Annotated in this window: 23 protein-coding genes, 1 tRNA gene and 1 CRISPR repeat array; of the genes, 12 read left to right on the forward strand and 12 right to left on the reverse strand. The window is 70.9% G+C overall.

Going from position 1 to position 24,194, the window contains the following annotated elements; genetic code table 11:
- Positions 1-312: 312 nt before the first annotated feature.
- The gene (locus ACIQNU_RS01095) at positions 313-1,848 is read right to left on the reverse strand and encodes a hypothetical protein (RefSeq protein ID WP_401359411.1); all 1,536 of its coding nucleotides are present in this window, start codon (positions 1,846-1,848) and stop codon (positions 313-315) included.
- 329 nt (positions 1,849-2,177) lie between these two features.
- On the opposite strand from ACIQNU_RS01095, the gene ACIQNU_RS01100 reads away from it, so the two are divergent.
- Positions 2,178-2,630, forward strand: a complete 453-nt coding sequence (locus ACIQNU_RS01100) for a hypothetical protein (RefSeq protein ID WP_401359413.1) — start codon at positions 2,178-2,180, stop codon at positions 2,628-2,630.
- Positions 2,631-2,856: 226 nt separating this feature from the next.
- Positions 2,857-3,714, forward strand: coding sequence for a spermidine synthase (locus tag ACIQNU_RS01105; protein WP_401359416.1), 858 nt, complete (start codon positions 2,857-2,859; stop codon positions 3,712-3,714).
- Between the two features lie 32 nt (positions 3,715-3,746).
- Here the strand turns inward: ACIQNU_RS01105 and ACIQNU_RS01110 are convergent, their stop codons facing one another.
- Complete coding sequence (locus tag ACIQNU_RS01110; protein WP_401359418.1) at positions 3,747-4,298, reverse strand: hypothetical protein; 552 nt, start codon at positions 4,296-4,298, stop codon at positions 3,747-3,749.
- 62 nt (positions 4,299-4,360) lie between these two features.
- Between ACIQNU_RS01110 and ACIQNU_RS01115 the strand changes: the two genes are divergently transcribed.
- Together ACIQNU_RS01115 and ACIQNU_RS01120 are read left to right on the forward strand one after the other, a co-directional pair.
- On the forward strand, positions 4,361-5,050 hold the full coding sequence (locus ACIQNU_RS01115) for a response regulator transcription factor (RefSeq protein WP_401359420.1): 690 nt from the start codon (positions 4,361-4,363) through the stop codon (positions 5,048-5,050).
- A 25-nt stretch (positions 5,051-5,075) separates the two neighbouring features.
- A complete protein-coding gene (locus ACIQNU_RS01120) occupies positions 5,076-6,479 on the forward strand; it encodes a sensor histidine kinase (protein WP_401359423.1) in 1,404 nt (467 codons plus the stop codon).
- A gap of 166 nt (positions 6,480-6,645) precedes the next feature.
- On the opposite strand, the gene ACIQNU_RS01125 is transcribed toward ACIQNU_RS01120, so the two are convergent.
- The 4 genes from ACIQNU_RS01125 to ACIQNU_RS01140 all read right to left on the reverse strand — a co-directional run bounded on the left by ACIQNU_RS01125 (position 6,646) and on the right by ACIQNU_RS01140 (position 11,520).
- Positions 6,646-8,136 carry a glycoside hydrolase family 1 protein gene (locus ACIQNU_RS01125; protein ID WP_401359425.1) on the reverse strand — a complete coding sequence of 497 codons (1,491 nt, stop codon included), beginning with the start codon at positions 8,134-8,136 and terminating at the stop codon, positions 6,646-6,648.
- A 74-nt stretch (positions 8,137-8,210) separates the two neighbouring features.
- A complete protein-coding gene (locus ACIQNU_RS01130; protein ID WP_401359428.1) occupies positions 8,211-9,182 on the reverse strand; it encodes a carbohydrate ABC transporter permease in 972 nt (323 codons plus the stop codon).
- Complete coding sequence (locus tag ACIQNU_RS01135) at positions 9,179-10,183, reverse strand: carbohydrate ABC transporter permease (RefSeq protein WP_401359431.1); 1,005 nt, start codon at positions 10,181-10,183, stop codon at positions 9,179-9,181. Before ACIQNU_RS01135 ends, ACIQNU_RS01130 begins: the two co-directional genes overlap by 4 nt.
- Positions 10,184-10,188: 5 nt before the next feature.
- The gene (locus tag ACIQNU_RS01140; protein ID WP_401359433.1) at positions 10,189-11,520 is read right to left on the reverse strand and encodes an ABC transporter substrate-binding protein; all 1,332 of its coding nucleotides are present in this window, start codon (positions 11,518-11,520) and stop codon (positions 10,189-10,191) included.
- Positions 11,521-11,857: 337 nt separating this feature from the next.
- Here ACIQNU_RS01140 and ACIQNU_RS01145 point away from each other — a divergent pair, with 337 nt between their 5' ends.
- Positions 11,858-12,910 carry a LacI family DNA-binding transcriptional regulator gene (locus ACIQNU_RS01145; protein ID WP_401359436.1) on the forward strand — a complete coding sequence of 351 codons (1,053 nt, stop codon included), beginning with the start codon at positions 11,858-11,860 and terminating at the stop codon, positions 12,908-12,910.
- A gap of 1 nt (position 12,911) precedes the next feature.
- Here the strand turns inward: ACIQNU_RS01145 and ACIQNU_RS01150 are convergent, their stop codons facing one another.
- A complete protein-coding gene (locus ACIQNU_RS01150) occupies positions 12,912-13,190 on the reverse strand; it encodes a hypothetical protein (protein WP_401359439.1) in 279 nt (92 codons plus the stop codon).
- A gap of 207 nt (positions 13,191-13,397) precedes the next feature.
- A CRISPR array of direct repeats spans positions 13,398-13,731; the repeat unit is 25 nt; unit sequence GGGACCACCCCCGCGTGCGCGGGGA.
- Positions 13,732-14,045: 314 nt separating this feature from the next.
- Between ACIQNU_RS01150 and ACIQNU_RS01155 the strand changes: the two genes are divergently transcribed.
- Positions 14,046-14,948, forward strand: coding sequence for a LysR family transcriptional regulator (locus ACIQNU_RS01155; RefSeq protein WP_401359442.1), 903 nt, complete (start codon positions 14,046-14,048; stop codon positions 14,946-14,948).
- Positions 14,949-15,016: 68 nt separating this feature from the next.
- On the opposite strand, the gene ACIQNU_RS01160 is transcribed toward ACIQNU_RS01155, so the two are convergent.
- Positions 15,017-15,316: a hypothetical protein gene (locus ACIQNU_RS01160; RefSeq protein ID WP_401359444.1), complete on the reverse strand. Its 300-nt coding sequence runs from the start codon at positions 15,314-15,316 to the stop codon at positions 15,017-15,019.
- Between the two features lie 216 nt (positions 15,317-15,532).
- Here ACIQNU_RS01160 and ACIQNU_RS01165 point away from each other — a divergent pair, with 216 nt between their 5' ends.
- Positions 15,533-16,165 (forward strand): HAD-IA family hydrolase, encoded by a 633-nt coding sequence (locus tag ACIQNU_RS01165; RefSeq protein ID WP_401359446.1) that lies wholly within the window; start codon positions 15,533-15,535, stop codon positions 16,163-16,165.
- Here the strand turns inward: ACIQNU_RS01165 and ACIQNU_RS01170 are convergent.
- Entirely contained in the window at positions 16,151-17,440 is a 1,290-nt protein-coding gene (locus tag ACIQNU_RS01170; protein WP_401359448.1) for a helix-turn-helix domain-containing protein, read from the reverse strand. The genes ACIQNU_RS01165 and ACIQNU_RS01170 overlap by 15 nt on opposite strands.
- A gap of 142 nt (positions 17,441-17,582) precedes the next feature.
- On the opposite strand from ACIQNU_RS01170, the gene ACIQNU_RS01175 reads away from it, so the two are divergent.
- From ACIQNU_RS01175 to ACIQNU_RS01185, 3 genes are read left to right on the forward strand one after another with little or no spacing between them, the layout of a single operon-like run.
- Complete coding sequence (locus tag ACIQNU_RS01175; protein WP_401359450.1) at positions 17,583-17,873, forward strand: hypothetical protein; 291 nt, start codon at positions 17,583-17,585, stop codon at positions 17,871-17,873.
- Complete coding sequence (locus ACIQNU_RS01180) at positions 17,873-18,877, forward strand: MvdC/MvdD family ATP grasp protein (protein WP_401359453.1); 1,005 nt, start codon at positions 17,873-17,875, stop codon at positions 18,875-18,877. The genes ACIQNU_RS01175 and ACIQNU_RS01180 overlap by 1 nt, the downstream gene beginning before the upstream one ends.
- Complete coding sequence (locus tag ACIQNU_RS01185; protein WP_401359455.1) at positions 18,874-19,974, forward strand: methyltransferase domain-containing protein; 1,101 nt, start codon at positions 18,874-18,876, stop codon at positions 19,972-19,974. Before ACIQNU_RS01180 ends, ACIQNU_RS01185 begins: the two co-directional genes overlap by 4 nt.
- A 57-nt stretch (positions 19,975-20,031) precedes the next feature.
- Here ACIQNU_RS01185 and ACIQNU_RS01190 read toward each other — a convergent pair.
- The 3 genes from ACIQNU_RS01190 to ACIQNU_RS01200 all read right to left on the reverse strand — a co-directional run bounded on the left by ACIQNU_RS01190 (position 20,032) and on the right by ACIQNU_RS01200 (position 22,039).
- Positions 20,032-20,104, reverse strand: a tRNA-His gene (locus ACIQNU_RS01190).
- 104 nt (positions 20,105-20,208) lie between these two features.
- A complete protein-coding gene (gene orn / locus ACIQNU_RS01195; protein ID WP_401359458.1) occupies positions 20,209-20,811 on the reverse strand; it encodes an oligoribonuclease in 603 nt (200 codons plus the stop codon).
- 10 nt (positions 20,812-20,821) lie between these two features.
- Entirely contained in the window at positions 20,822-22,039 is a 1,218-nt protein-coding gene (locus tag ACIQNU_RS01200; protein ID WP_401359461.1) for a helix-turn-helix domain-containing protein, read from the reverse strand.
- Between the two features lie 743 nt (positions 22,040-22,782).
- Between ACIQNU_RS01200 and ACIQNU_RS01205 the strand changes: the two genes are divergently transcribed.
- Together ACIQNU_RS01205 and ACIQNU_RS01210 are read left to right on the forward strand one after the other, a co-directional pair.
- Positions 22,783-23,307 carry a universal stress protein gene (locus ACIQNU_RS01205; protein WP_401359462.1) on the forward strand — a complete coding sequence of 175 codons (525 nt, stop codon included), beginning with the start codon at positions 22,783-22,785 and terminating at the stop codon, positions 23,305-23,307.
- 200 nt (positions 23,308-23,507) lie between these two features.
- A complete protein-coding gene (locus ACIQNU_RS01210; protein WP_401359464.1) occupies positions 23,508-24,077 on the forward strand; it encodes a GPR1/FUN34/YaaH family transporter in 570 nt (189 codons plus the stop codon).
- The last annotated feature ends 117 nt before the right edge of the window (positions 24,078-24,194 follow it).

Below are 24,194 nucleotides of genomic sequence, written 5' to 3' on the forward strand. Positions count from 1 at the left end.
CCCCGAGGGCGCGGTCCGGCGGTGCCGAACCGCTCGCACCCCCCCTGACCCGGCAGGGTCGTTTTTGCTTGGCTTCGACCCGCCAGGGTCACTCTTTCCGCCGCAGCGGTGCTGAGCCCGGTCGGTGCTGCCCGGCGGTGCCGAACCGCTCGCAGCCTCCCGGACCTGCCCGACCCGCCAGGGTCAATCCTTTCCGCCGCAGCGCTGCTCAGCCCCGACGGTGCAGTCCGGCGGTGCCGATCCGCTCGCAACCCCCGACCCGTCAGCCCCGCTGCCGTAGCGGTCGGACCGCGCGTCGGCGCCCGGGACCGCTCAGACCCCGCGCGGCAGCGCCCCGTGGCGGTCCAGGAAGGCTGCGACTCCGTTTGCTCGGCGGTGGGGGAGCAGGACGCGGGCCGTCGTCGCCAGCATCGACTGGATGCGCGACGACTGCACCTCGTCGAGCAGCCCGATCACCTGCGTACCGGCCGCCGCCGCCTCGTCCGGCCGGCCCGCGCGGGCCAGGTCGTCGGCCAGTTCGGCGGTGTACAGGGCGATGTTCCGGGTGAAGTGCCGGTCCTGGAGCGCGGCGGCACGGCGGGCGTGCCGGGCCGCCCGCGGCCAGTCGCCGAGCGCCGACCAGCACTGCGCCTCCAGACCCTCCAGCTCGGCCTCGCCGTAGAACGTCATCCACTCCGGGTCGGCGTCCGACGGACCGGAGTCGAACAGGGACTGCGCGCGCACGAGCGACCGGTCGCAGCCCGACCGGTCGCCGAGCCCCGCCCAGCCGCCCGCCTCGCGCAGCGCCAGCAGGGACAGCAGCCGCGGCGAACCGAGCTGCCGCGCCGCGCGCTGCGCCGCCTGCGCCGCCCGCACCGCCTCCCGGGGACGCCCCGCGTCGCGCGCGAGGAAGGCGGTGTTGCAGAACGCGTGCGCCTCCAGCGCCGCGTCCCCGGACATCCGGGCCGTCGCCAACGCCTCCGCGTAATGCGACCGGGCGTCGTCGAACCGGCCCGAGTCGTGCGCCAACCAGCCGACGGAGATCGCCAGTTCACCGGCGCCCGCCTGCAGCCGGTCGGCCGTGGCCTGCCGCGACGTGCCCGCGTCGAGCAGGGCGAACGCGGTGCGCAGCGGCGCCGCGGCCCGCCGGTACAGACCGTCCGCGCCGTGCCGGTCGTCCAGCAGCCGGATCCGGCGTACGGCCTCCTCGACGGCGCTCGCCTCCGCCTCACCGGCCTGGGCGGCGGCCGGGGCCGCGGCGAAGGGGGTCAGCGAGGCGGTCGCCACGGTGGCCGTTCCGCCGGTCATGAATGCGCGACGCCGCACGTCGCTCTCCTCGTGTCTCTCGTACTGCTCGATCTCAACGACCTCAGGGGACGGGTCGAACTCGTGGGACGGGGTGGTCTGGTGGGACTTCAGGGACTCAAGGGGTGCTTGCGATCCCTGTGTTCCATGGTGCTGTGGGAACTCCTGGGACGCCAGAGGCCGGTGGGACGGTTCCGGCTCCGGGGGCGGTGTCGTACGGGCGGCCCGGCCGCGTACCGCCGAGCGCGGCGCGAAGCCCAGGTCCGCCAGCGTGCGACCGGGGAACATGTGCAGGAACACCCGCTCGTACGCGTAGTTGGGACAGCGGATCTCCCCCGCCTCGACCCGCCCGATGTACCGGGCGTCGCAACTCACCCGCTCCCCGATCTCCCGCGCCGCCCGCCGCACCGCCGCCGCGAACTCCCCCGGGGAGCGCCGGCCGCGCGCCTGCCGGAACGCGAGGTTGGGCGCCACCGGAGCGACAGGGGGCGTGGGGGACTCCGGTGACTCCCGGGGCGGGGGTTCCTGGGACGGGGATGACGATGCCATCGGTGACGACGCCATGGCCGGGCCTCTCGTGCGCATGGTGACCGGACTTCGCGGGGCGTCGAGGACGCGGACCCTCGGGTCCGCCGCGCCGTGTCCCCTGCCCGTTCCGGCGGGGCACGAACGTACCCGCTGTGACAGTGCCACCACACAGTGTTTGGCTACAAACCGGATATCTCACCCACGATCTGCCATGAACTGCCATCCTTTGCGGCGGTGCGCCGCCGTTGCTGTTGACGGGGTCGCGCGTTGAACCATGCGGACAGGGAGCCGTGTGTCCCGACCCGTGCGACATGCGAGCGACGCGACCGACTCGACCGAGGAGGGGTTCCGTGTTGGAGGCAGGCATGAAGACCAGCGCTGCTGCTTGGAAGCCGTCGCCGACGGCACCGCACCGACCGACCGATGAGCACGGTACGCCGCCGCAGGGCACCGCCCCGGTGGACCCGTGCGACCTGGTCACCGTGCCGGCTCGGCAGGGCCTTGAGGCCGTCGACATCCTGCGCCGCGCCGCCGGCGACTCCGTGGGCCCCGTCCTGCACGACGGCGGCTGCGACACCCTCGGCTTCCTCGTCCCGCCCGGTACGGCCGCCCGCTGGGATCTCCCGGGCAGTGCCTGCACCCAGACGTTCGGGCGCGGAGACGTGAGCGTGGTGGGTGAGGTTCCGGCTCCGCCGGTTGATGGGACCGGGTGGCTGTTGCCTCCGGGTGAGGTTGATCCGGTGACTGATCCGGCTTTGTTGCGTGCCGCGCTTGGGCAGGCTGCACGGCTGATCGAGGCTGCTGACGGCTGTCGCTGAGGCGGTTCGGGCGGCTGCTGCGCCGTCGTGGCTGGTCGCGCAGTTCCCCGCGCCCCTTGGAGGGCGCTGCCGCGCCCAATCTCCCGTGCCCCTTGGAGGGCGCGTGCCGCGTCCACGCCCCCCGCGCCCCCGGAGGGCGCTGCCGCGCCCAACCCCCCGCGCCCCTTGAAGAACGCCCCGGCGCCCCCGAGCGGCGCCCACCCCTCCCCCTGTCGATAATGGGCTGATGGCACGCGCACGGAGTAAGCGGACTGCGGTGGCCCTGGTCGAGGAGGTCGACGGGGGGCTTGCCGAGCTGATTCCCGATCGGGACCGGCCCCGCGCCTGGACGCTCCTCGTGGACGGTGCCCCGCAGTCCCACGTCGACCTGGACGACCCCACCTATCTCGACTTCGAGTACCAGCGCCGCCTCGGACACCTGGTCGATCTCGTCGCCCCGCCCCGTACCCCCGTCCGGGCCGTGCACCTCGGCGGAGGCGGCTTCACCCTCGCCCGCTACACCGCCGCGACCCGCCCCCGTTCGACCCAGCAGATAGCCGAACGGGACGCCGCCCTCGTCGAACTCGTCCGCCGTGAGCTGCCGTTGGACCCGGGCGCCCGGATCAAGGTACGGACCGCCGACGCCCGAGCCGCGCTCGCCAAACTGGCCGACGGCTGGGCCGACCTGCTGATCGCCGACGTGTTCAGCGGCGCCCGCACCCCCGCCCACCTCACCAGCACCGAGTTCCTGACCGAGGTCCGCCGGGTCCTCGCGCCCGGCGGGTGCTACGCGGCCAACCTCGCCGACGGCCCGCCGCTCGCCCATCTGCGCGGCCAGATCGCCACCGCTGCGGCCGTGTTCCCGGAGCTGGCCCTCGTCGCCGACCCGGCCGTCCTGCGGGGCAAACGGTTCGGCAACGCCGTACTCATCGCGTCCGGCCGTCCGCTGCCGCTCGCCGAACTCACCCGCAGGGCCGCGTCCGACCCGCACCCCGGACGCGTCGAACACGGGCCCGCGCTGGTCGGGTTCGCCGGGGGAGCGGCGGCCGTCATGGACGCCGGCGCCATCGCCTCACCGCGCCCGCCGTCGTCCGTCTTCCGCTGACACCCGCCGGGCCCCCAGTAAGTACTGATCGCTCAGTACGTGTTGATCTCGACCAGCGGTGCGTGGTCGTGCCAGGTGCAGAACACCGACACCCGGTCCGCGCCGGACGAGAACTCCACCCGGATCCACGTCGGTTCCGTCCACACCTGCATCGACCAGCCCGCCGCCGGGGTCGCCGACACCAGCGTCGCCGCCGAGTCGCCCAGCTCGAACGCGGCCCGCCCGCCTTCCGTCGTATAGCTCTTCACACGACCCGAAGGCGCTGGCGTCTTCGGGGCCGGGGCCGGTGGAGTCGTACGCGCGGACGCCGACGGTTTGCCGCTCGGGGCCTTCTTCGACGGTCGGCCGTCCGGGCTCGGCTTCGCGCCCGACGGGGACGCGGACGGTGAGGGCGGGTCGTCGGCCCGCCGCGTCGAGGACGACAGCGGCTCCGAACCCTGACCGAGCGCGCCCGTGATCGGCAGGGCGCGCGGCGGGTCGTAGGCGGTGCCCGCCAGCACCGTGTGGACACCCCACCACGACAGCGTGACCGCCGCGCCCGTGGCGAGCGACCAGGCGAGTACGTGTACGAGTCCTCTGCGCATCGTCGGGCCATCCTGCACCACCCGTCCCACTTGTGTCCCCCCTATGGCGTACGGTGCCGCCCATGGCACGTGTGCTCGTCGTCGAGGACGACCAGTTCGTACGCTCGGCCCTCATCCGGCATCTCACCGAGGCGTCCCACACCGTACGGAGCGTCGGCACCGCCCTGGAGGCGCTACGCGAAGTCGCCCATTTCCCCTTCGACTTGGTCATCCTGGATCTGGGGCTGCCCGATCTCGACGGGTCCGAGGCGCTGAAGATGCTGCGCGGCATCACCGACGTACCGGTGATCGTCGCCACGGCCCGCGACGACGAGACCGAGGTGGTCCGGCTGCTCAACGACGGCGCCGACGACTACCTGACGAAACCATTCTCCGTCGAGCATCTGTCCGCGCGGATGGCCGCCGTGCTCCGGCGCTCACGGGCCGGCTCCGGTGAGGCGCCGCCCAGCCGGGTCATCCAGGTCGGCGGGCTCTCCATCGACCCGCTGCGCCGGCAGGCCGCACTCGACGGGGTGACGCTCGACCTGACCCGCCGCGAGTTCGACCTGCTCACCTTCCTCGCCGGGCGCCCCGGTGTCGTCGTACCGCGCAGGGAGCTGCTCGCCGAGGTGTGGCAGCAGTCGTACGGCGACGACCAGACCATCGACGTCCATCTGTCCTGGCTGCGGCGGAAGTTGGGCGAGACGGCGGCGCGGCCCCGCTATCTGCACACGCTGCGCGGGGTCGGAGTGAAGCTGGAGCCGCCGCGGTGACCGGCCCGCAAGGGGAGGCACGGCGATGAGATGGGCGCTCGTCAAGGTGTGTCTCGCGGTGACCACCATGGTCGTGGTCGCCTTCGCGGTGCCGCTCGGTCTGGTCGTCAAGGAGATGGCGCGCGACCGTGCCATCTCCGACGCCGAACGGCAGGCCGCCGCGATCGGTCCCGCCCTGTCCATCACGACCGACCGGGACCAGCTCACCGGCGCCGTCCTGTCCACGCAGTCCGGCTCCGACGGACGCATGGCGCTGCACATCCCTGCGTCCGGCGGCGCCGACCCCCTCGACATCGGGCGTCAGCGCGCCACCGACGAGGACGTCGCCACCACCCGCCGGATCGGCCGCGCCTCCATCTCCGAGGTGGAGGGCGGTTCGGCGCTGCTCCAGCCGACCGCGCTCAGCTCGGGTGAGATCGCCGTCGTGGAGGTGTTCGTGCCCGACGCGGAGGCCGCGGGCGGTGTCACCACCGCCTGGCTCGTCCTCGCCGGCGTCGGGATCGCGCTGGTCATCGGGTCCGTCGCGGTCGCCGACCGGCTCGGCGGACGGATGGTCCAGCCCGCGCAGCGGCTCGTCGGCGCCGCACGCGACCTCGGCGAGGGCAAACTCGGCGCGCGGGTGCCGGAGGAAGGCCCCAAGGAGCTGCGTCTCGCCGCCGTCGCCTTCAACTCCATGGCCGACCAGGTCGTCCAACTCCTCGCCAATGAGCGGGAGTTGGCGGCCGATCTCTCGCACCGGCTGCGCACTCCACTCACCGTGCTCCGGCTCAACGCCGCCTCGCTCGGGGACGGGCCCGCCGCCGACCAGACCCGCGCCGCCGTCGCCCAGCTCGAACGCGAGGTCGACACCATCATCCGTACCGCCCGCGACGCCAAACCGCGGACGGCTGCCGCCGGGCCGGGCGCCGGGTGCGACGCCGCCGAGGTGATCCGGGAGCGGATGGGGTTCTGGTCGGCGCTGGCCGAGGACGAGGGGCGCAAGGTGCGGGTCGCCGGGGTCGACCGGCCGGTACGGATTCCGGTGGCGCGGCCCGAACTCGTCGCCGCGCTCGACGCGTTGCTCGGCAATGTGTTCCGGCATACCGCCGAGGGCACCGCGTTCGCGGTCGACGTGCACAACGGGGACGACGCCGTGATCGTGCTGGTCTCCGACGCCGGACCCGGCATCGCGGACCCGGCCGCGGCGATGGCACGGGGACGGGGATCGGGCGCCGACGGATCGACCGGGCTCGGCCTCGACATCGTCCGCCGCCTCGCCGAATCCACCGGCGGCGACGTACGGATCGGGCACTCGGTGCTCGGCGGTACGGAGGTCCGGATCTGGATCCAGCTCGCGGCCGGGCGGGAAGCGGGGCGCCGGGGCCACCGGGGCATGCGGCGCCGCATGTCCCGTCCGCCCGCCCCGACGCCGTCCGGCACCTCCGGGTGACCTTTAATCGGCCCCCATCCCACCCTTAACGCATCCCTAAGAGCCCCCGTGACCGCGTGGTCCGGGCCTAGCGTGCTGCCGTGAGCCACCACCCCCCGAGGACGCGCCCCGGCCGAACTTCCCCCACGCGGCCGGGGCGCTTCCGCCCCCGGAACCCGGACTCCGGCTACCGCCCGGTCCCGGGCACGGGCGGCAGGCCCCCCGTGCGTGCCGCCCGTGCGTACCAGCGCGCACTCGACTTCGGCGTGCGGGTCTGGGTCGCGTAGTCCACGTACACCGCGCCGAACCGCTTCTCGTAGCCGTACGCCCACTCGAAGTTGTCCAGCAGGGACCACAGGTAGTAACCCCGGACGTCGGCGCCCGCGTCGATCGCGTCGTGGACGGCCGTGAGGTGGGCGTGGAGGTACGCGATGCGCTCCGGGTCGTGGACGCGGCCCTCGGCGTCGGGCCGGTCGTCGTAGGCCGCGCCGTTCTCGGTGATGTACAGCGGCAGGCCCGGGGCCTCGCGGCTGTAGCGCAGGATCAGGTCGCGCAGCCCCGACGGGTCGATCGTCCAGCCCATCTCGGTCCGCTCGCCCGGGGTCTGAAGGAACGTCACGTCCCCGGCGGCGGGCCACGGCGAGTGGTCGCTCGCGCCGTGCCCGTCGGCGCGCGAGCCCGGCGACCCGTCGTCGGGGCGGGCGGCGGCGACCAGGGTCGGCGTGTAGTAGTTCAGGCCGAGCGCGTCCAGCGGCTGGTGGATCACCTCAAGGTCGCCGTCCTGGACGTACGCCCAGTCGGTCAGCCGGGCGGTGTCCGCGAACAGGCCCTCCGGGTAGGCGCCGTGCAGCATCGGGCCGTGGAAGACGCCGTTGGCGAGATGGTCGATACGGCGTACGGCGTCCAGGTCGGCCGGGTCCTCCGAAATGGTCCTGACCGGGCAGGAGTTGAGGCTGACCGCGACCGACGCGCGGGACGGCAGGACCCCGCGCAGGGCCGAAGTCGCCAGGCCGTGGCCGAGGTTGAGGTGGTGGGCGGCGCGCAGCGCGGCCACCGGGTCGGTGCGGCCGGGGGCGTGCACCCCGGAGCCGTAGCCCAGGAAGGCGCTGCACCAGGGCTCGTTGAGAGTGATCCACTGCTCGACCCGGTCACCCAGGGCGTCCCCGACGATCTGCGCGTACTCGGCGAATCGATACGCCGTCTCGCGCGCCGGCCAGCCGCCCGCGTCCTCCAGGTCCTGCGGCAGGTCCCAGTGGTAGAGCGTCACGGCGGGCTTCACGCCCCGCGCGAGCAGCTCGTCCACGAGCCGCCGGTAGAAGTCGAGCCCGCGCTGCACGGCGGGCCCGCGCCCGGTCGGCTGCACCCGGGGCCAGGACACCGAGAAGCGGTACGAGGTGAGCCCGAGGTCCGCCATGAGGGCGACGTCGTCCCGGTAGCGGTGGTAGTGGTCCACGGCCACATCGCCCGTGTCGCCGCCCGCCACCTTTCCCGGCGTATGGCTGAAGGTGTCCCAGATGGACGGGGTGCGGCCGTCCTCCCGTACCGCGCCCTCGATCTGGTACGCGGAGGTGGCGGCGCCCCAGACGAAGCCGGGCGGGAACGGCACGGAGCCGGAACCGGGTTCGGGCCGGGACTGCACAGCGGAATCGGTGGCGGATTCGGTCACGGACTCAGGCATGGAAGCGCTCCCATGAACGGGCGAAAGGGCTTACGGAAAGGGGGAGTTGGTGGTGGGGGGACGGCGCGGCCGGCTCAGCCCTTGACGGCGCCCTGCATGATGCCGCCGACGATCTGCTTGCCGAACAGGAGGAACGCGATCAGCAGCGGCAGCGTGCCGAGCAGCGCGCCCGCCATGATCACGGCCTGGTCGGGGATGTATCCCGTACCGAGCTGGTTGAGGGCGACCTGCACGGTCGGGTTCTGCTGGTTCAGGGCGATGATCGGCCAGAGGAAGTCGTTCCAGGCGAACACGAAGGTCAGCAGCCCGAGCACGGCCATCGCCGGACGGGCCGCGGGGAACACCACGTGCCACACGATCCGCAGACTGCTCGCGCCGTCCACCCGCGCCGCCTCGATGAGTTCACCGGGCAGCGCCTGCACCAGGTACTGCCGCATGAAGAACACACCGAACGCCGTCACGAACGTCGGCAGGATCACCGCCTGGAGCTGATTGGACCACTGGAGGTCCGCCATCCACAGATACAGCGGTACGACACCGAGCTGCGGCGGAATCATCATCGTGCCGATCGTCAGCATCAGCAGCGCGCCGCTGAACCGGAACTTCAGCTTGGCGAAGGCGAATCCGGCGAGCGTCGAGAACAGCACGGTACCGAGGGTGATGGACCCGGCGACGATGGTCGTGTTGAACATCGCCTTGCCGAGACCGGCCTGGGTCCACGCCGTCTCCAGGTTGGTGAAGAGATTGCCGCCGAACCACAGCGGCGGCGGGGTCTTCGCGAGCCGGGTGTCCGTACGGGACGCGGCGATCGTCGTCCACACCAGCGGGGCCAGCGACACCAGCACGAACAGGGCCAGCACGGCGTACGTGATCGGTCCGGCGTGCAGTTGGCCGCCCGCGCGCTGGGAGAGGGGGCGGCGGCTCCTGCCGCGCCTGCCGGGCGGCTCCGGCGCGGGGGCGGCGGTCGGGCGCTCGGCGGTCAGGGTGTCTCCGGCCGGGGTGGCGTCGCCCGCCGCCGGACCGGAGGAGGGGCTCGTCGCGGTCATCCGTTCTTCCTCAGTCGTCGGGCGATCAGCATGTTGACCGCGGCGATGAGCAGCAGGATCACGAACATCGACCAGGCGATGGCGGACGCCTTGCCGAGGTTGCCGATCATCCAGCCCTGGTCGTACATGTAGAGACCGAGCGTCTGGAACTGGTGGTCGGCGCCGCCCTTGGAGCCGGACGCGCCGCCGAACAGCAGCGGCTCACCGAAGAGCTGGGTCGCGCCGATGGTCGAGACGACGACCGTGAACAGGATCGTCGGCCGCAGCATCGGGATCGTCACATGCCGGAACTGCTGCCAGCGCGAGGCGCCGTCCAGCGCCGCCGACTCGTACAGGTCGTGCGGGACGGCCTGCATCGCGGCGAGGTAGATCAGGGTGTTGTAGCCGGTCCAGCGCCATATCACGATCGAGGACACCGCGAACTGCGAACCCCACTGGGACTCACGCCAGTTGACGGGGTCGATGCCCACGAAGTCGAGCAGCCAGTTGACCATGCCGCCGTCCCACGCGAACAGCAGCGTGAACACCAGGGTCGCGGCGGCCACCGACGTGGCGTACGGCGCGAGCATCGCGACCCGCCAGAACGTCGAGCCGCGCAGCTTGTAGTTGAGCAGATGCGCGAGCCCCAGCGCCATCAGGAGCTGCGGCACCGTCGAGATGACCCCGATGGTGAACGTGTTCTTCAGCGCGTTCCAGAAGAAATCGCTCTGGAGGAGGTTGGTGTAGTTGTCCAGGCCGACCCACGTACGGCTGTCCAGATCGGCGAGCTGCACCCTGTGGAGCGACGACCAGCCCGTGTACAGCAGCGGGAAGAGCCCGAAGGCCCCGAAGAAGAGGAAGAACGGCGCGATGTACGCGTACGGACTCGCCTTCATGTCCCAGCGGTAGAGGCGGCTGCGCCAGGGGGACGGCGGCCTGCGCGGGCCGCCGGACGCGGCCGGGGCCGCGCCCCCCTTGACGGGGGACGCGGTCTCGGTGTTCTCGGTGGAGGTATCGGACATCGACGTCACTGCCCCAGTACGTCCTTGATCTCCTTGACGGCGGCGTCCCAGCCCTGGGCCGGCGTCTTGCCCTGCTGCTCGACCTGGAGGATGCCGATGTCGGCGATGGCGGTACCGATCTGCTGGTCCTTCAGACCGTAGACCGCCGACGGGATGTTCTTCGCCGCGTCACCGAAAATGCTCGCGATCGGTGCCTTGTCGAAGTACTCGTCCGTCGCGGGCGCCACCTTCAGATTCGCGTACGCCGCCGGGGTCGACGGGAAGCTGGCCTGCTTCGCGAAGACCTTCGCCTGCTGCTCGGGCGCGGTCAGCCAGGCGGCGAGCTTGATCGCCTCCGCCTTGTTCTTGCCGGCCGACGGTACGCCGATGAAGGCGCCGCCCCAGTTGCCGGCCGTCGGCGGCGCGGCCACGTCCCACTTGCCCTTGCCGCTGTCGCCGGACTTCTCCTGGATGTAGCCGAGCATCCACGCGGGGCAGGAGACGGTCGCGAACTTGCCGTTCGCGTACCCCTGGTCCCACGGCTTCTCGAACTGCTTGAGCTTCGCCGACATGTCGCTCGTGGCGACCTTCATCGCGGTGTCCCAGGCCAGTTTGCGGCCCGCGCTCTGCTCGTACGACGGCTCGCCGCTCTTGTCGTAGTAGCGCTCGGTCGCTCCGGCGAACACCGCGTTGTACACGCTGGACGCCGAGTCCACGAACTTCGTCCCGCTCGGTGCCTTCTTCATGTACTGCTCACCGAGGGCGACGTACTTGTTCCAGTCGCCGGACCACGCCTTCGCCAACTCCTCGCGGTCGGTGGGCAGTCCGGCCTTCTCGAAGAGGTCCTTGCGGTAGCACAGCGCCATCGGGCCGATGTCGGTGCCGAGGCCGATCGTCTTGCCGTCCGCCGTCGTCGCCTGATCCCACTTCCACGGCAGGTACTTCGACTTGTCGACGCCGTCCGCCTTGCCGAGGTCCTCGAACTTGGCGCCCTGCGTCTGGACGACCTCGGTGATGTTGGCGACTTCGATGGCCTGGATGTCGTCCGTACCGCTGCCGGCCTGGAGGCGGGTGAGCAGCTTCGGGTAGTAGACGTCGTTCCGCTCGGTGACGTTCTCCTTGATGGTGATGTCCGGGTGCAGCTTCGTGTACTCGTCGTAGAGTCCGGCCTGCTTGTATCCGAAGACACCGAAGGTGCCGACCGTGAGCGTGATCTTGCCCTTGGCGTTGCCGCCACCGTCCGATGCGTTCGACGAGCCGTCCTTCGAGTCGTCGGCGCATCCGGCGAGCAGCCCCGTGGTGAGCGCGGCCACGACCGTGAAAGCGGCCAGCCGGGACCCGCGGGTACTCGTACGCATTGCGTCCTCCTGTTGCCTGACGTGCCGACCCCCCGGCCAACTGCTCTGTTGGGCCCGTTGGTTCTCGCTGCGGCTCGGGCGGGGAACGTGCGGGATGTGTATGTGTCAGATACTGTGGGAGCGCTCCCACAAGTGATGTGTTGAAGGGTCGCGGGTCGGCGCGGGGGTGTCAAGGGACGGGGCGCGGAGAGTTGCGTTCAGTTATCGGCCTGTTAGGTACGGGCGGTGGGGGCGGCGGTTGATCCCGGGCCGGGTGCTCCTGGGACGGCTGTTACATTCCAGATCGGTTGACGGTGACGGTTGACGGTTGACGGCTGATGGGAGGCGGGCGACGGCGATGGCGGGGCATGGAGCGCGGGGCCGGGGCGGCGGGCGGCCGACCCTGGAAGAGGTCGCCGCCCGCGCCGGCGTGGGCCGCGGCACGGTGTCCCGGGTGATCAACGGTTCACCGCGGGTGAGCGAGGCGACCCGGCTCGCGGTCGAGGCGGCGGTGGCGGAGCTGGGGTACGTACCGAACACGGCGGCCCGCGCCCTGGCCGCGAACCGTACCGACGCCATCGCGCTCGTCGTCCCCGAACCGGAGACGCGTTTCTTCGCGGAGCCGTACTTCTCCGACATGCTGCGCGGGGTCGGCGCGGAGCTGTCGGAGACCGAGATGCAACTGCTGCTGATCTTCGCGGGGAGCGACCGGGAGCGGCGGCGCCTCGCGCAGTACCTCGCGGCGCACCGGGTGGACGGCGTGCTCCTGGTCTCCGTCCACGCGGACGATCCGCTGCCCGATCTGCTGACCCAGTTGGAGACCCCCACGGTGATCAGCGGTCGCCGGTCGGCCGACGAGACGTTGCCGTCGGTGGACTCGGACAACTTCGGCGGCGCCCGGTCGGCCGTGGAACATCTGATCGCGCGGGGGTACACGTCCATCGCGACGATCGCGGGGCGCATGGATGTGTACGGTGCCCAGCGCCGCGTCGACGGCTACCGCGACGCGTTGCGGCGGGCGGGGCGCGAGGTGGACGAGACCATGATCGTGCCGGGGGACTTCACGGAGGAGGGAGGCCTACGTGCGATGGAGCAACTCCTATCCCTGCACCCCGACTTGGACGCCGTGTTCGCCGGCTCGGACGTGATGGCGGCGGGCGCCCGCCAGACGCTGCGGGCCCAGGGCCGCCGCACGCCGGAGGACGTGGCCCTGGTCGGCTTCGACGACTCGGCGATAGCCCGCCACATGGATCCGCCGCTGACGAGTGTCCGGCAGCCGATCGAGGAGATGGGCCGGGCGATGATCGAACTCCTCCAGGAGGAGATCGCGAACCGGCGGCCGGGGGCGGTGGCGGGGGAGCGGCGACAGGTGGTGCTCCCGACGGAGCTGGTGGAACGGTCGTCGTCGTAGGTCAGGTGTCGTCACCGGCGACGATGACGAGGCTCGGGGGATACGGGTCGTCGGGCACCGAAACACCACTGACGGCATACCCACGGGTGACGAGGATCCCGGCGAGGGTGGTGATGAGGGTGGTGACGGCCTGGGCAAGGGCGAACCAGGCGTCGTCATAGTCGACCGGTCCGAGGGAGATCTCGGAGGAACCCCAAGCGAACTGAGCGGGCAACTCGACCACGGGTTCCTCACGCGGAACGGCCCACGTGATCATGACGTTGTCCTCATCGACGGACATGGTCACCCCGAAGCGAGGCGCCTGCCCACCCCCTTCGTCGGCGACAAGAGCGACGGGAATCCCGATCCCTTCCAACACCGACCACACGTCAGCGGCAAGCGCGACCCCGGGATGTCCATCAATAGCGCGCAATCCGGCGGGAATCTCAGAGCCCATGGACCGGCAGACTACCGACGACTTGGGGCTGAAGCCCAGAAGCGGGGGCCTGGGCGGGGCCGGCCGTGCGCGGGGACCACAACCGGGATGCTTTCCTGGCGCTCAAGTCCTTGGGACCACCCCCGCGTGCGCGGGGACCACGGGATGATGCGACCTGCCTCATCGCGGTCGCTGGGACCACCCCCGCGTGCGCGGGGACCACGGCGGGGCTGAGTTTGGGCATCAGAGCTGTCCGGGACCACCCCCGCGTGCGCGGGGACCACTTCATCCGCGAAAACCCCTTCGGCCTGTGGCCGGGACCACCCCCGCGTGCGCGGGGAGCACGTGCGCACTCGGTTCTGGAGTTCCAGGACGTCGGGACCACCCCCGCGTGCGCGGGGAGCACAGGTCGTGAACTGGGGTTTTGTTAGGCCGGGGGGCTGTTTTTGCTTACTCTCGTGGATTCCGGCATAGCGGACATGGTTCATGTGGCGTGGGTCGGCGCGGTGTTCTGGCAAGGCTACAACTGGGGCTGGTGCGCGGCGGGTTGATCGTGATTTCGGCGCCCACCCTCCGTACCCTCTCCTCCTGTTTGGCCAGATGAACCACATCCGCAGGGATATGGCCATTTGCCGGAGAAGGGTCCCGAGGGTGGGCCTGTCCGCGCCGCGCGTCCATGCGGTCAGCGGAAGCAATGCCGACCTGGTATGCGTAGACCTCATGGACTTCACCGACGTCTCCCTCACCGCGCTCCGCGTCTTCCGGGCCGTGGCCGAGCAGGGGACCTTTACCGCAGCCGCCACCTCCCTCGGCTACACCCAGTCCGCCGTGTCCCGGCAGATGGCGTCGATCGAGCGGGTCGCCGGAGGGGAGCTGGTGGAGCGGCGCCGGGAGGGTGTGCGGCTGACGGCTGCGGGCCGTGTAGTCCTGCGCCGGGCGACCCTCGTACTGGACCAGATCGACGCGACCGCGCGCGAGCTGTCCGGTCTGCCCGCCGACGCGGGCACGGTCCGCCTCGGCTGGTTCCCCAGCGCCGGTGCTGTCCTGCTGCCCACGGCCCTCGCCGCCCTCCGCCGTACCGATCCGGCCCTGACGGTCCTCACCCGCGAGGGTGGCACCCCGTCGTTGGTACGGGCGCTGCGGGCCGGCAGTCTCGATCTGGCGCTGCTCGGTTCGGCGCCGCCCTTCCGGCCGCCGGACACGGAGTCGCCGCCGCTGGTGGTACGGACGCTCAGCGAGCGCGGTCTCTGCCTGGCGGTCCCCACCGCCCACCCGCTGGCCCGGGGTGAGTACGTCGACGTGGCCGATCTGCGCGGTCAGCGCTGGATCGCCGGCCCGGCCTCCGGCGAGGAGCGCCTGATGGGTGTCTGGCCCGGCCTCGACGAACGCCCCGACATCGCCCACACGGCCCGCGACTGGCTCGCCAAGCTCCACCTGGTCGCGGCGGGCTGCGGCCTGACGACGATCCCGGCGACCCTGGCCCCCGCCGCACCCCCGGGCGTACGGATCCGCCCGGTCCGGGGCGGCCCCCAGGAACAACGCCGCCTCCTCCTGGCCCACCCGCCGGGCCCGCTCACCGAGGCGGCGGAACGGGTGGCGAAGGCCCTGCGCGATGCTGCGTGAACCGAAAAGGCCCCCACCGGCCCGAAGGTCGGTGGGGGCTGAGCGAAGCGCCGTCGCTCGAAGACCGCTCAGGCAACGTTGACGCTGTGCCCGACCGCGGTCTCTTCGGCGCCGGGAGCGATGGTGACCACGGATCCGCCAGTGCAATCCGGGCCCGCGAATACGGTTACCGCCTTGTCGGTGGAGTTGGTGATCTCCAGTTCACCCGGACCGTTGGGCGCGTTGTAGCAGCCCGCCGCCGGGTTCAGGTAAGCCTCACCGTTGACGACGAGGTGCCCTTCTGCCGCGAAGGCCGAGGCGGGCGAAGCCACTGCGAGAAATGCCGCAGCGGCCAGGGCGCCAAGACCTGTGAGGAGACGACTTGCCATAGCTCATACCTGCCTTCATCGGAGAGACCGGGACACATCGCCCCAGTCCTGCGACTGGCAAACGACGTCCGCCCTGATGGGCAACGCGGGACGCGCGGCATCCCTCCGTACGGGCGGGCCGGCGGACGTGCGCCTCAGCTTCGCACTGGCGTGGTACCCAGCAGGACGTGGCTACGGACGACCCTGCAACTGCCCCACGGATCGTAGGCTTTGACGATGCCGACATCCGCAGAGCCCAAGTACAGGGGACTGATTTTCGACTTCTTTGGGGTCTTGACCTTCAATATGGTCGAGGTGATCTCGTACTTCGAGGACCGGGAGAAACTCGCGCGGGGAACATTCCTCCGCGCCTGGGCCGACCGCCGAGGGCAGGAACTCTTCCGGCGGCTAGAACTTGGCGAGATCACCCAGACCGACTGGAACGTCGGATTCGCTGACCTGATGGGCGTCGCGCCCGACAACCTCATGGCCCGCTATCTCCACGATGCCTTCCCGGCCCACCAAGTGCTCAAAGTGGCGCGGGAGGCGCGGGCCGCCGGGGTCAGAACCGCGGTGGTGTCCAACAGTCTCGGGCGGGAGCCCTACGACCCCTACGCGGGGTTCGACCTGCACGGCACTTTTGACGCGGTAGTGCTCTCCGCCGAGCACGGAGTACGCAAGCCCGATGCTGCGATCTTCCGGCTGGCACTCGACAAGCTCGACGTGCCGCCCGAGCGGTGCCTCTTCGTTGACGACAGTGAAGAGAATCTTGCCGCTGCCCACGGGCTCGGACTCACGCCGCTACTGGCGCTGGACGAAGAGGTGGTGGCTCGCCGTCTTCGCGGACTGCTCGACCTATCCGACCTGTAGAAACTCGCCTACGGCCGCGTGCGAGGTGTGTGCCGCCAGCTTCTCCCGAAGGCCCTTCAGCTCGGAGGCCGAGCGCGCGGAGTCCACGGAGCCGAGGCAGGTGGCCGCGTGGCGGGCGGTGGCGACCGCGGCGTCCAGGTCGCGCATGGCGAGATGCGCCTCGGCGGCCCGAGCCAGATAGATCGCGTGGCTGCGCGGGTACTGCTCGTCGCCGGGGTACGACGCTTTCATGGCGGCCTCGAAGCGGCGTACTGCCTCGGCCGGGTCTCCGAGCTGCAAGGCGGACGATCCGGCGATCATCTCGATCTCGCCGTAGTCCACCCAGTACAGGATCCTCGGGTCGTCGTCGTGCGGCCCCTTGTCCAGAGCCGCACGGGCGATTTCGAGTTGGCGGGCGCAGTCCTTCTTCGCCCCGGCCTTCGACAGCGCGCGGGCGGTGCGGGCCGCCAGCGTGGCGTGCATGCGCGGGGTCGCCTTCCGCCTCACCTGATGTTGTGCTGTCTCCAAGAGCGATACCGCTCTGCCCGCCTGCCCGGGGGTGGAGTAGCACTGGATCGCGGCGAACGACAGTGCGTAGGCGCCGCTGACCGGATCGCCGGCGTCGGCGGAGGCGCGGAGGGAACCCTCGAAGAAGCTCTGGGCGACGCCGGGCCGGTCCTGGTCGAAAGCCGTCCATGCGACCTGCCGGGCCGCTTCGGATGCCATCGCATGCAAGCGATCGACGGTCGGACCGTCGTAGCGTCGCGACTTGATCAGCGTGACGATCAGGGACAGCTCGGTGCGGGCCAGTTGGTACACCTCGCCACTGCCGAGTTCGTCATCAAGATGCCTTATGTGATCGAGGCGTTCGTCGACGTGGGCCAACAGTGCCGGTCCTCCGGGGAGGGGCGCGAGCGTCCTGGTCGAGCGGACCGGGTCCAGGGCCTTGGACCAGTTGCCGGCCGAGACGGAGAGTGCGGCCCCGGCCGACAGGAACCGTCTGCGGTCCACGCCGCTCCTGTTCAGTAGTCCGGCGAGCACCGTCAGGCTCCCGGGCGACTCCCACGGCACATTCCGGGCAGCGGTCGAGTCGGTGTCGTGCAGCACCTCCACGAAGGTGCCGCCGGTTCGCAGCACTCTGTCGTAGGCGGCGGCGCCCTCGGTCACCGACCTGTTTCCGTTCTCCACGTTGCGCAGGTACGCCTCACCGAATCCTGCTTCGCGGGCGAACCTTGCCCACGCCAGGCCGGATGCCCTGCGTGCCTCCCTCATGCCGTCACGGAGTTGATCGGGCATCAGGGGCAGCCTCTCCTGCTTGGGATCGGTGCTGGATCGGTCTGCGTCATTGTTCCTTGGCTGCTGCCGGTGTGTGCTCGTCTCGGCGCAGAGCGTGGCTGTTCGCTCCTTCCCGCCACCCCCAACAGAAAGGCACACCTCCATGTCAGAACTGCTGGAACGCATCCCGGCCCTCTCGCACCGTGTCCGCACCGAGCCCGCCGGACCGGCCGGGACCAGGCCGTTCGGTCTGGACAGCCTGACCAGCCCACTGCTGGTTGCTGAGCACCGCGCAGTGCTGAGCGTGGACCCCGTTACCCAGCTCTCCCTCGTCGACGGCCTCCCGGCCGGTGCCCACCCGGCCATGAGTACGACGTCCTGCAACACCGATTCGGACGGCCAGGACGCCATCGCCGTCGATTTCGACCAGAACGACGACGAGTACGACGACTGATGACCAAACCTGAAGGTCAGGGCACACGCGGCGGCATCCCGCCGCGTGTGCTCGTAGTGACTCATGTCCTGGACCCCACCGCCGACTTCGTCCTGAGGGAACTCAACAAGCGCCGGGTGCCGTTCTGGCGGACGGACCTTGCCGACTTCCCCACTCGCACCACCCTGCGTACCGAACTCGGACCGGACGGTCGGTGGACCGGCTCCCTGCAGGACGACGGCTCGGGGATCGACTTCTCGGAGCTGCGGGCAGTGTGGTGGCGCAAGCCCACCGCCCACGACCTGCCGGCCTCGATGAGCGGGCCCGAGCGCCAGTTCGCCACCGGCCAGGCCAAGCGTGCGATCACCCTCCTCGGGGCGCTGCCGGGCGTGCTGTGGGTGAACCGGCCGCAGGCGAACGTGGACTGCACCAAGCCCGTCCATCTCGCCGCCGCCGTCGCCAGCGGGCTCCAGGTACCCGAGACCCTGATCACCAACGATCCCGCCGCCGTACCGCCTTTCGCCCGCCGCAGCGGCGGACAGATCGTGACCAAGGTCCTCGGCGGCATCGTGTATAGCGAGAACGGCACCCGGGGGCAGCTCTACACGCGCCGCGTCCCCGAGGAGTATTGGGCTGATCCCCGGATTGCTCTGACCGCGCACCTGTTCCAGCGGGAGATCACCGACCGGGCATACGAGGTCCGCGTCACCGTAGTCGACGACCGGATCTTCGCCGCCGCCATCCATGCCCCAGCCGGGCACAGCGGGCCGGACTGGCGTCAGGGGTCCGACGCTTTCACCCACACCCGAATCGAGTTACCCGGCCACCTGGCGTACGCGGTGCGCGGGATGATGCACCGCCTTGGGCTGGTCTTCGCCGCCCTCGACTTCATCGTCACCACCCACGGCACGCCCTATCTGGTCGACGTCAACCCCGGAGGGCAATGGGCCTGGATCGAACCCACCCGCGAACCGATCACCCATGCCATCGCCGACCTCCTCCAGAAAGGCGCCCCCCGCACATGACCGACGACCTTTCCGGGCGTGCCGCTCGGGCTCGCGGTGCCCTCGCCCAGGCCCTGGCCGACTCCGGCGACCTCTCCGACCCCCGCTGGCGGCGGGCCTTCGAGGAAGTCCCCCGGCACGTCTTCGTCCCGTACTTCTACGACCCGTCCGGGGAGCGGATCTCCGGCGACGACCCGGCCACATACGAGCAGTGGTTCACTGCCGTGCACGCGAATCGCAGCCTGGTCACCCACCGCACCGGCGGCGCGGTGACCTCCTCCAGCTCACAGCCCTCCCTCATGGCAACCATGCTCCGAGCCCTTACCGTGGAGGACGGGGTGAGGGTGCTGGAGATCGGCACCGGCACCGGCTACAACGCCGCCCTGCTCGGACACCGCCTTGGCGACGACTACGTCACCACCATCGACATCAGCCCCGACATCACCGCCCCTGCCCGCCAGCGACTGGCCACCGCCGGATACTCGCCGCTCGTCGTCACCGGCGACGGCTGCCTCGGCCACGCCGGCCGCGCCCCCTACGACCGCACCATCGTCACCTGCGGCCTTTCCACCGTCCCGCTCGCGCTGCTCCAGCAGCTCGCCGACGACGGCTTCCTCCTCGCCCCGCTCGGCAACGCCCTCGCCCGCATCCGTCCCACCGGACCGGGCACCGCCACCGGCCGCTTCCTCCCCGGCGGCGCCTTCTTCATGCCCCTGCGCCACACGCCCGCCGACGGCGCCCCCGCCTTCCGCCCACCCCTGCCCGCCGGCCCCGGCCGCCCCTCCGCCCTCCCCGCGCACGCCATCGCCGACAACCACTTCCGCTTCTTGGTCAGCATCACCGCCCCCGACCTGACCTGGCAGTACGACCTTGACAGCGACCGCCGCATCACCGGCGCCCGCGTCTGGCACCCGGACGGCTCCATCGCCCACCTCCACCCCGATAGCACCGTCACCGAGGCCGGCGTCGTCTGGGTGGGCCTCGAAGAGACGTACCGCACCTACCAGGCCGCAGGTCGCCCGACCCCCGACCGCTACGGCATCAGCATCCGTCCCGACGGGCAGCAGGTGTGGCTCGACAGCCCCGAGGGCCCCGCCTGGGACCTCGATGCCCCCTGAGGGGCGACTATGACGAAGGCCCGGCCTGCTTTCGCAGGTCGGGCCTTGATCAATCAGGGTGAGTGACGGGACTTGAACCCGCGGCATCCTGGACCACAACCAGGTGCTCTACCAGCTGAGCTACACCCACCATGACCGGTGGTTTCTCCGTGGGGATCACCGACCGGCCGAGAAAAAGTGTACAGGGTCCCGGGGGGTGGTCGCGCCCGTCTTTTTCGACGGGCGCGGACCGGGTTACTCCACCGGCAGGACGTGCTTCGCCGCGATCTTCCGCGCCGTCTCCGAGTCGGGCCCCGGCTGCGGTACGAAGATCGCCTCACGGTAGTACCGCAGCTCGGCGATCGACTCCCGGATGTCGGCGAGCGCGCGGTGGTTGCCGTTCTTCTCGGGGCTGTTGAAGTAGGCCCGCGGATACCAGCGGCGGGCCAGCTCCTTGATCGAGGAGACATCCACGATGCGGTAGTGGAGGAAGGTCTCCAGGGCCGGCATGTCCCGGGAGAGGAAGCCCCGGTCCGTTCCCACGGAGTTCCCGCAGAGCGGCGCCTTCCCCTGTTCCTTGACGTGCTCACGTACGTACGCCAGGACCTGTGCCTCCGCGTCGGCCAGCGTCGTACCGCCCGCCAGCTCCTCCAGGAGGCCCGAGGCGGTGTGCATCTGCCGCACCACATCGGGCATGGTCTCCAGCGCCTCGTCCGGGGGGCGGACGACGATGTCCACCCCCTCGCCGAGTACGTTCAGCTCCGAGTCGGTGACCAGTGCGGCCACCTCGATGAGCGCGTCGTTCGCCAGCGAGAGACCGGTCATCTCGCAGTCGATCCACACCATGCGATCGTTCATGTGCCTTACCCTACGGCGCGCTCCGCTGGCCGGGCAGACTCGGGCGTCCCGCCAGCCCCGCCGCGTACATGTCGGCGGCGTGTCTGCCGGGCTCCGCGTGTACCGCCGGTGACCGGCCGTGCGAGTCGGCCGCCGCCGTACGCCGGCTCTGCGCGGGGACCGGACTGTCCGGGCCGCCGAGCACTCCCGCGTCGATGATCTTCTCGCTCTGCGGCCTGCGCGCCCGGTAGGCGGCCCGGTACGCGGCGGGCGACGACCCGAGCTGGCGCCGGAAGTGGCCGCGCAGCGCGACCGGCGAGCGGAAGCCGCAGCGGCCCGCCACCTCGTCCACCGAGTAGTCGGACGTCTCCAGGAGCCGTTGCGCCTGGAGGACCCGCTGGGTGATCAGCCACTGGAGCGGTGCGCTGCCCGTGAGGGAGCGGAACCGGCGGTCGAACGTACGACGGCTCATGTACGCGCGCGCCGCGAGCGTCTCCACGTCGAACTGCTCGTGCAGATGCTCCAGGGCCCAGGCGACGACCTCGGCCAGCGGGTCGGCGCCGATCTCCTCCGGCAGCGACCGGTCGAGGTAGCGCTCCTGGCCGCCGGTGCGCCGGGGCGGTACGACGAGCCTGCGGGCGAGCGCCCCCGCGGCCTCGTTGCCGTGGTCGGTGCGCACGATGTGCAGGCACAGGTCGATGCCCGCCGCCGTGCCGGCCGAGGTCAGGACGTCTCCGTCGTCGACGAACAGCTCGCGCGGATCGACATGGACGGACGGATACCGCTTCGCCAGTGTCGGCGCGTACATCCAGTGGGTCGTCGCGGGGCGGCCGTCGAGCAGGCCCGCGGCGGCCAGGACGAACGCACCGGTGCACAGGCCGACGATCCGGGCGCCCTCCTCGTGGGCGCGGCGGATGGCGTCGAGTGCCTCCTCCGGAGGCGGCGCGGTGATCGACCGCCAGGCCGGTACCACCACGGTGCCGGCCCGGGAGATCGCCTCCAGGCCGTGTGGCGCGGTGAGTTCGAGCCCGCCGGTGGTCCGTAGCGGACCGTCCTCGCCCGCGCTCACCAGAAGGCGATAGCGCGGGACCCCGGCGTCCTGGCGGTCGATACCGAACACCGACAACGGGATCGAACTCTCGAAGATGGGGCCGCCGCTGAACAGCAGCACCGCGACTATCTCTCTGCGGCGGCGCCCGGAGAGTTTCCGGACACCTGCCTCGGGCGCGGCAGTGGAGTCGTGGCTCATGCGGCTAAGCCCCCCTCGGTGGTCGCGGCGCCCCTAACGTGTCGGGCATGTCGCTCCAGCACATTTCCCCTTGGTCCTGCAAGAGTCCCCCGCCGTACCTCAGTCATGATCGAATCTACTGTGTCCCGTGGTGCCGGCGTGACCACTTGAGCACCCCACATATTGTCGACATGACAACTTGGCGTGAAGCATTCGATCACGAAGCGTTGCACTCCGGGGCCGCGCAGGGAAGTGCGCATTTCGCGCGTGGCCGGTCCGCGTAGGGTGCGGAAGGGGCTCTCGGTCCTTTCATCCCAGGTGGAACGGGGGGTGGAGCGGCTTTGGACCAAAGCGATGTCACCTTGGCCAAGTTGGCTGAAAACCAACGGGGGCGTGCGCGGGAATCAGTCAGTGCACCGGCGCGCGGCCCGGGGGGTGCGGCGGACCGCGCCGCCACCCCCGTTCCGGTGAACCCGATGCGCGGGCGCACGGGGACGCGGAACCTCCCTCCGCCCGGCGCGGGCGACGCATACCCCGGCAAAGCGGCTGTACGTGGCAGACACCATTGCGTCACGGGTGGGGCCTCATGCATGCTCCGGGGAACGCTGAGTGAACTCGACGGCTCTGGGCAGGAGAGGAGTGTCGCCGTACCCTTGGGGGTATGGGGTTGGGAAGATGATTCCCGGACACAGCCCCGACTCCTTGACAGCCTCAATCCCGGACAGTCGCCCCTCTCATAGAGGACTCCCTTCGCCGAGACACCCATGGCCGGTCACGAATCCTTCGAACCCGCGGACCGCAAGCGTCAGGTCGCCGATCCGGCGTCCGATCCGCTGGCGGCGGAAGAATCACGCCACCCCTGCGATCCAGCCTTCCAGCACGGCGTCGTCGTCGGCTTCGACGGATCGATGTCCAGTGAGCGCGCCCTCGCGTACGCGATCGGCATGGCCCACCGCTCGGGCTCCGGGCTGATCATCGTCCACGTCGCCAACCGACTGCCCACCACCGTGTGGGCCGGCTGCGAACCCCCCGTCTTCGTCGACGTCCCGGACCACCGCACCGAGGTCCTGGGGCTCGAACTGGCCTGCGCCGACTACCTCGCCGAGGTCCCCTGGATCCTCGTCGAGCGCGGCGGCGACATCTGCCACGAACTCGAAGAAGTGGGGCGGGAGTACGAAGCGGACGCGATCGTCGTCGGCTCCACGCACGGCATCGTCGGACGCATCTTCGGCTCCGTCGCCGGCCGTCTCGCGCGCCGCGCCCAGCGCCCCGTCATCGTCATCCCGTAAGTCATCCCGTAAGTCATCCCGTAACTCCCGGTTCCCCCAGGTGAGATGCGGCGGTCATGTCGTGGCAGTCGATAAATCTACCGGCGCGTAGGGGTGGGTTGTGCCCTTGTGAAGGGCATATATCGGTCGCGGGCCGCAAGCCGGCGGCCTTCGGAAGCCCCAACCCCACGCGGCACGACTGCATGTGAAGGGAGCCCGCCGTGGACAACGACGTCTCTGCGGGAAGCACCACATCGACCCTCGGCCATCTCGCCCTCGGCCTCACCCTGTTGGCCTTCGGTGTCGGCCACACCCAAGTCATCGACGGCGTGACGGCGGCGGACGCCGTCTCGGTCGCCACCTATGTCGGCGGTCTCGCGCTGTTCATCGCCGGACTGCTCGCGTTCCGTGAGCGCGACTCGTTCACCGGCACGGCCTTCGCCGGCCTCGGCGCCTTCTGGTTCACCTGGGGCGTCTCCGCCGACTCCCAGGTCTCGGCCAACGCTGCCGGACTCTTTCTGCTCCTGTTCGCCCTCGTCGCCCTCAGCCTCACCCTGGGCGCCACGGGCGGCTCACCGCTCCTGCGCGCGACCTACGCGCTGATGTTCATCGCCCTGGTCCTGCTCGCCATAGGCCAGTTCGGCGACTCGGCCGGACTCGCCAAGACAGGTGGCTGGTTCGCCGCGGTCGGCGGACTCGCCGCGTGGTACGGAGCCACGGCGGCCCTGGCCCACTGGCCGACGGCCCTGCCCGGACGCGCTGCCGGCCGAGGAGTGACGGCCACCGGCTGAGCAGCCGCGCCGGGGTGATGGGCGACCCCGGCGCCCGAGGAGTGGTCCCTGTGCGCGTCGCGAGACATCTTCCGCACAGGGATCACTCACGTCAGGCCCCGCCCAACCGGTACGCGA

It is taken from the genome of Streptomyces sp. NPDC091292 (genome assembly GCF_044757265.1).
Classification (GTDB): Bacteria; Actinomycetota; Actinomycetes; order Streptomycetales; family Streptomycetaceae; genus Streptomyces.

Excerpts from the sequence above, each read along its gene's own strand:
- ACIQNU_RS01145 (WP_401359436.1), top strand. The coding sequence starts at position 11,858 with ATGGCGGGGCATGGAGCGCGGGGCCGGGGCGGCGGGCGGCCGACCCTG.
- ACIQNU_RS01205 (WP_401359462.1), top strand. The coding sequence starts at position 22,783 with ATGGCCGGTCACGAATCCTTCGAACCCGCGGACCGCAAGCGTCAGGTC.
- ACIQNU_RS01170 (WP_401359448.1), bottom strand. The coding sequence starts at position 17,440 with ATGCCCGATCAACTCCGTGACGGCATGAGGGAGGCACGCAGGGCATCC.
- ACIQNU_RS01130 (WP_401359428.1), bottom strand. The coding sequence starts at position 9,182 with ATGACCGCGACGAGCCCCTCCTCCGGTCCGGCGGCGGGCGACGCCACC.
- ACIQNU_RS01165 (WP_401359446.1), top strand. The coding sequence starts at position 15,533 with ATGCCGACATCCGCAGAGCCCAAGTACAGGGGACTGATTTTCGACTTC.
- orn (WP_401359458.1), bottom strand. The coding sequence starts at position 20,811 with ATGAACGATCGCATGGTGTGGATCGACTGCGAGATGACCGGTCTCTCG.
- ACIQNU_RS01110 (WP_401359418.1), bottom strand. The coding sequence starts at position 4,298 with ATGCGCAGAGGACTCGTACACGTACTCGCCTGGTCGCTCGCCACGGGC.
- ACIQNU_RS01150 (WP_401359439.1), bottom strand. The coding sequence starts at position 13,190 with ATGTCCGTCGATGAGGACAACGTCATGATCACGTGGGCCGTTCCGCGT.
- ACIQNU_RS01100 (WP_401359413.1), top strand. The coding sequence starts at position 2,178 with ATGAAGACCAGCGCTGCTGCTTGGAAGCCGTCGCCGACGGCACCGCAC.
- ACIQNU_RS01160 (WP_401359444.1), bottom strand. The coding sequence starts at position 15,316 with ATGGCAAGTCGTCTCCTCACAGGTCTTGGCGCCCTGGCCGCTGCGGCA.
- ACIQNU_RS01180 (WP_401359453.1), top strand. The coding sequence starts at position 17,873 with ATGACCAAACCTGAAGGTCAGGGCACACGCGGCGGCATCCCGCCGCGT.
- ACIQNU_RS01095 (WP_401359411.1), bottom strand. The coding sequence starts at position 1,848 with ATGGCGTCGTCACCGATGGCATCGTCATCCCCGTCCCAGGAACCCCCG.
- ACIQNU_RS01185 (WP_401359455.1), top strand. The coding sequence starts at position 18,874 with ATGACCGACGACCTTTCCGGGCGTGCCGCTCGGGCTCGCGGTGCCCTC.
- ACIQNU_RS01175 (WP_401359450.1), top strand. The coding sequence starts at position 17,583 with ATGTCAGAACTGCTGGAACGCATCCCGGCCCTCTCGCACCGTGTCCGC.
- ACIQNU_RS01105 (WP_401359416.1), top strand. The coding sequence starts at position 2,857 with ATGGCACGCGCACGGAGTAAGCGGACTGCGGTGGCCCTGGTCGAGGAG.
- ACIQNU_RS01135 (WP_401359431.1), bottom strand. The coding sequence starts at position 10,183 with ATGTCCGATACCTCCACCGAGAACACCGAGACCGCGTCCCCCGTCAAG.
- ACIQNU_RS01200 (WP_401359461.1), bottom strand. The coding sequence starts at position 22,039 with ATGAGCCACGACTCCACTGCCGCGCCCGAGGCAGGTGTCCGGAAACTC.
- ACIQNU_RS01155 (WP_401359442.1), top strand. The coding sequence starts at position 14,046 with ATGGACTTCACCGACGTCTCCCTCACCGCGCTCCGCGTCTTCCGGGCC.
- ACIQNU_RS01140 (WP_401359433.1), bottom strand. The coding sequence starts at position 11,520 with ATGCGTACGAGTACCCGCGGGTCCCGGCTGGCCGCTTTCACGGTCGTG.
- ACIQNU_RS01120 (WP_401359423.1), top strand. The coding sequence starts at position 5,076 with ATGAGATGGGCGCTCGTCAAGGTGTGTCTCGCGGTGACCACCATGGTC.
- ACIQNU_RS01125 (WP_401359425.1), bottom strand. The coding sequence starts at position 8,136 with ATGCCTGAGTCCGTGACCGAATCCGCCACCGATTCCGCTGTGCAGTCC.
- ACIQNU_RS01115 (WP_401359420.1), top strand. The coding sequence starts at position 4,361 with ATGGCACGTGTGCTCGTCGTCGAGGACGACCAGTTCGTACGCTCGGCC.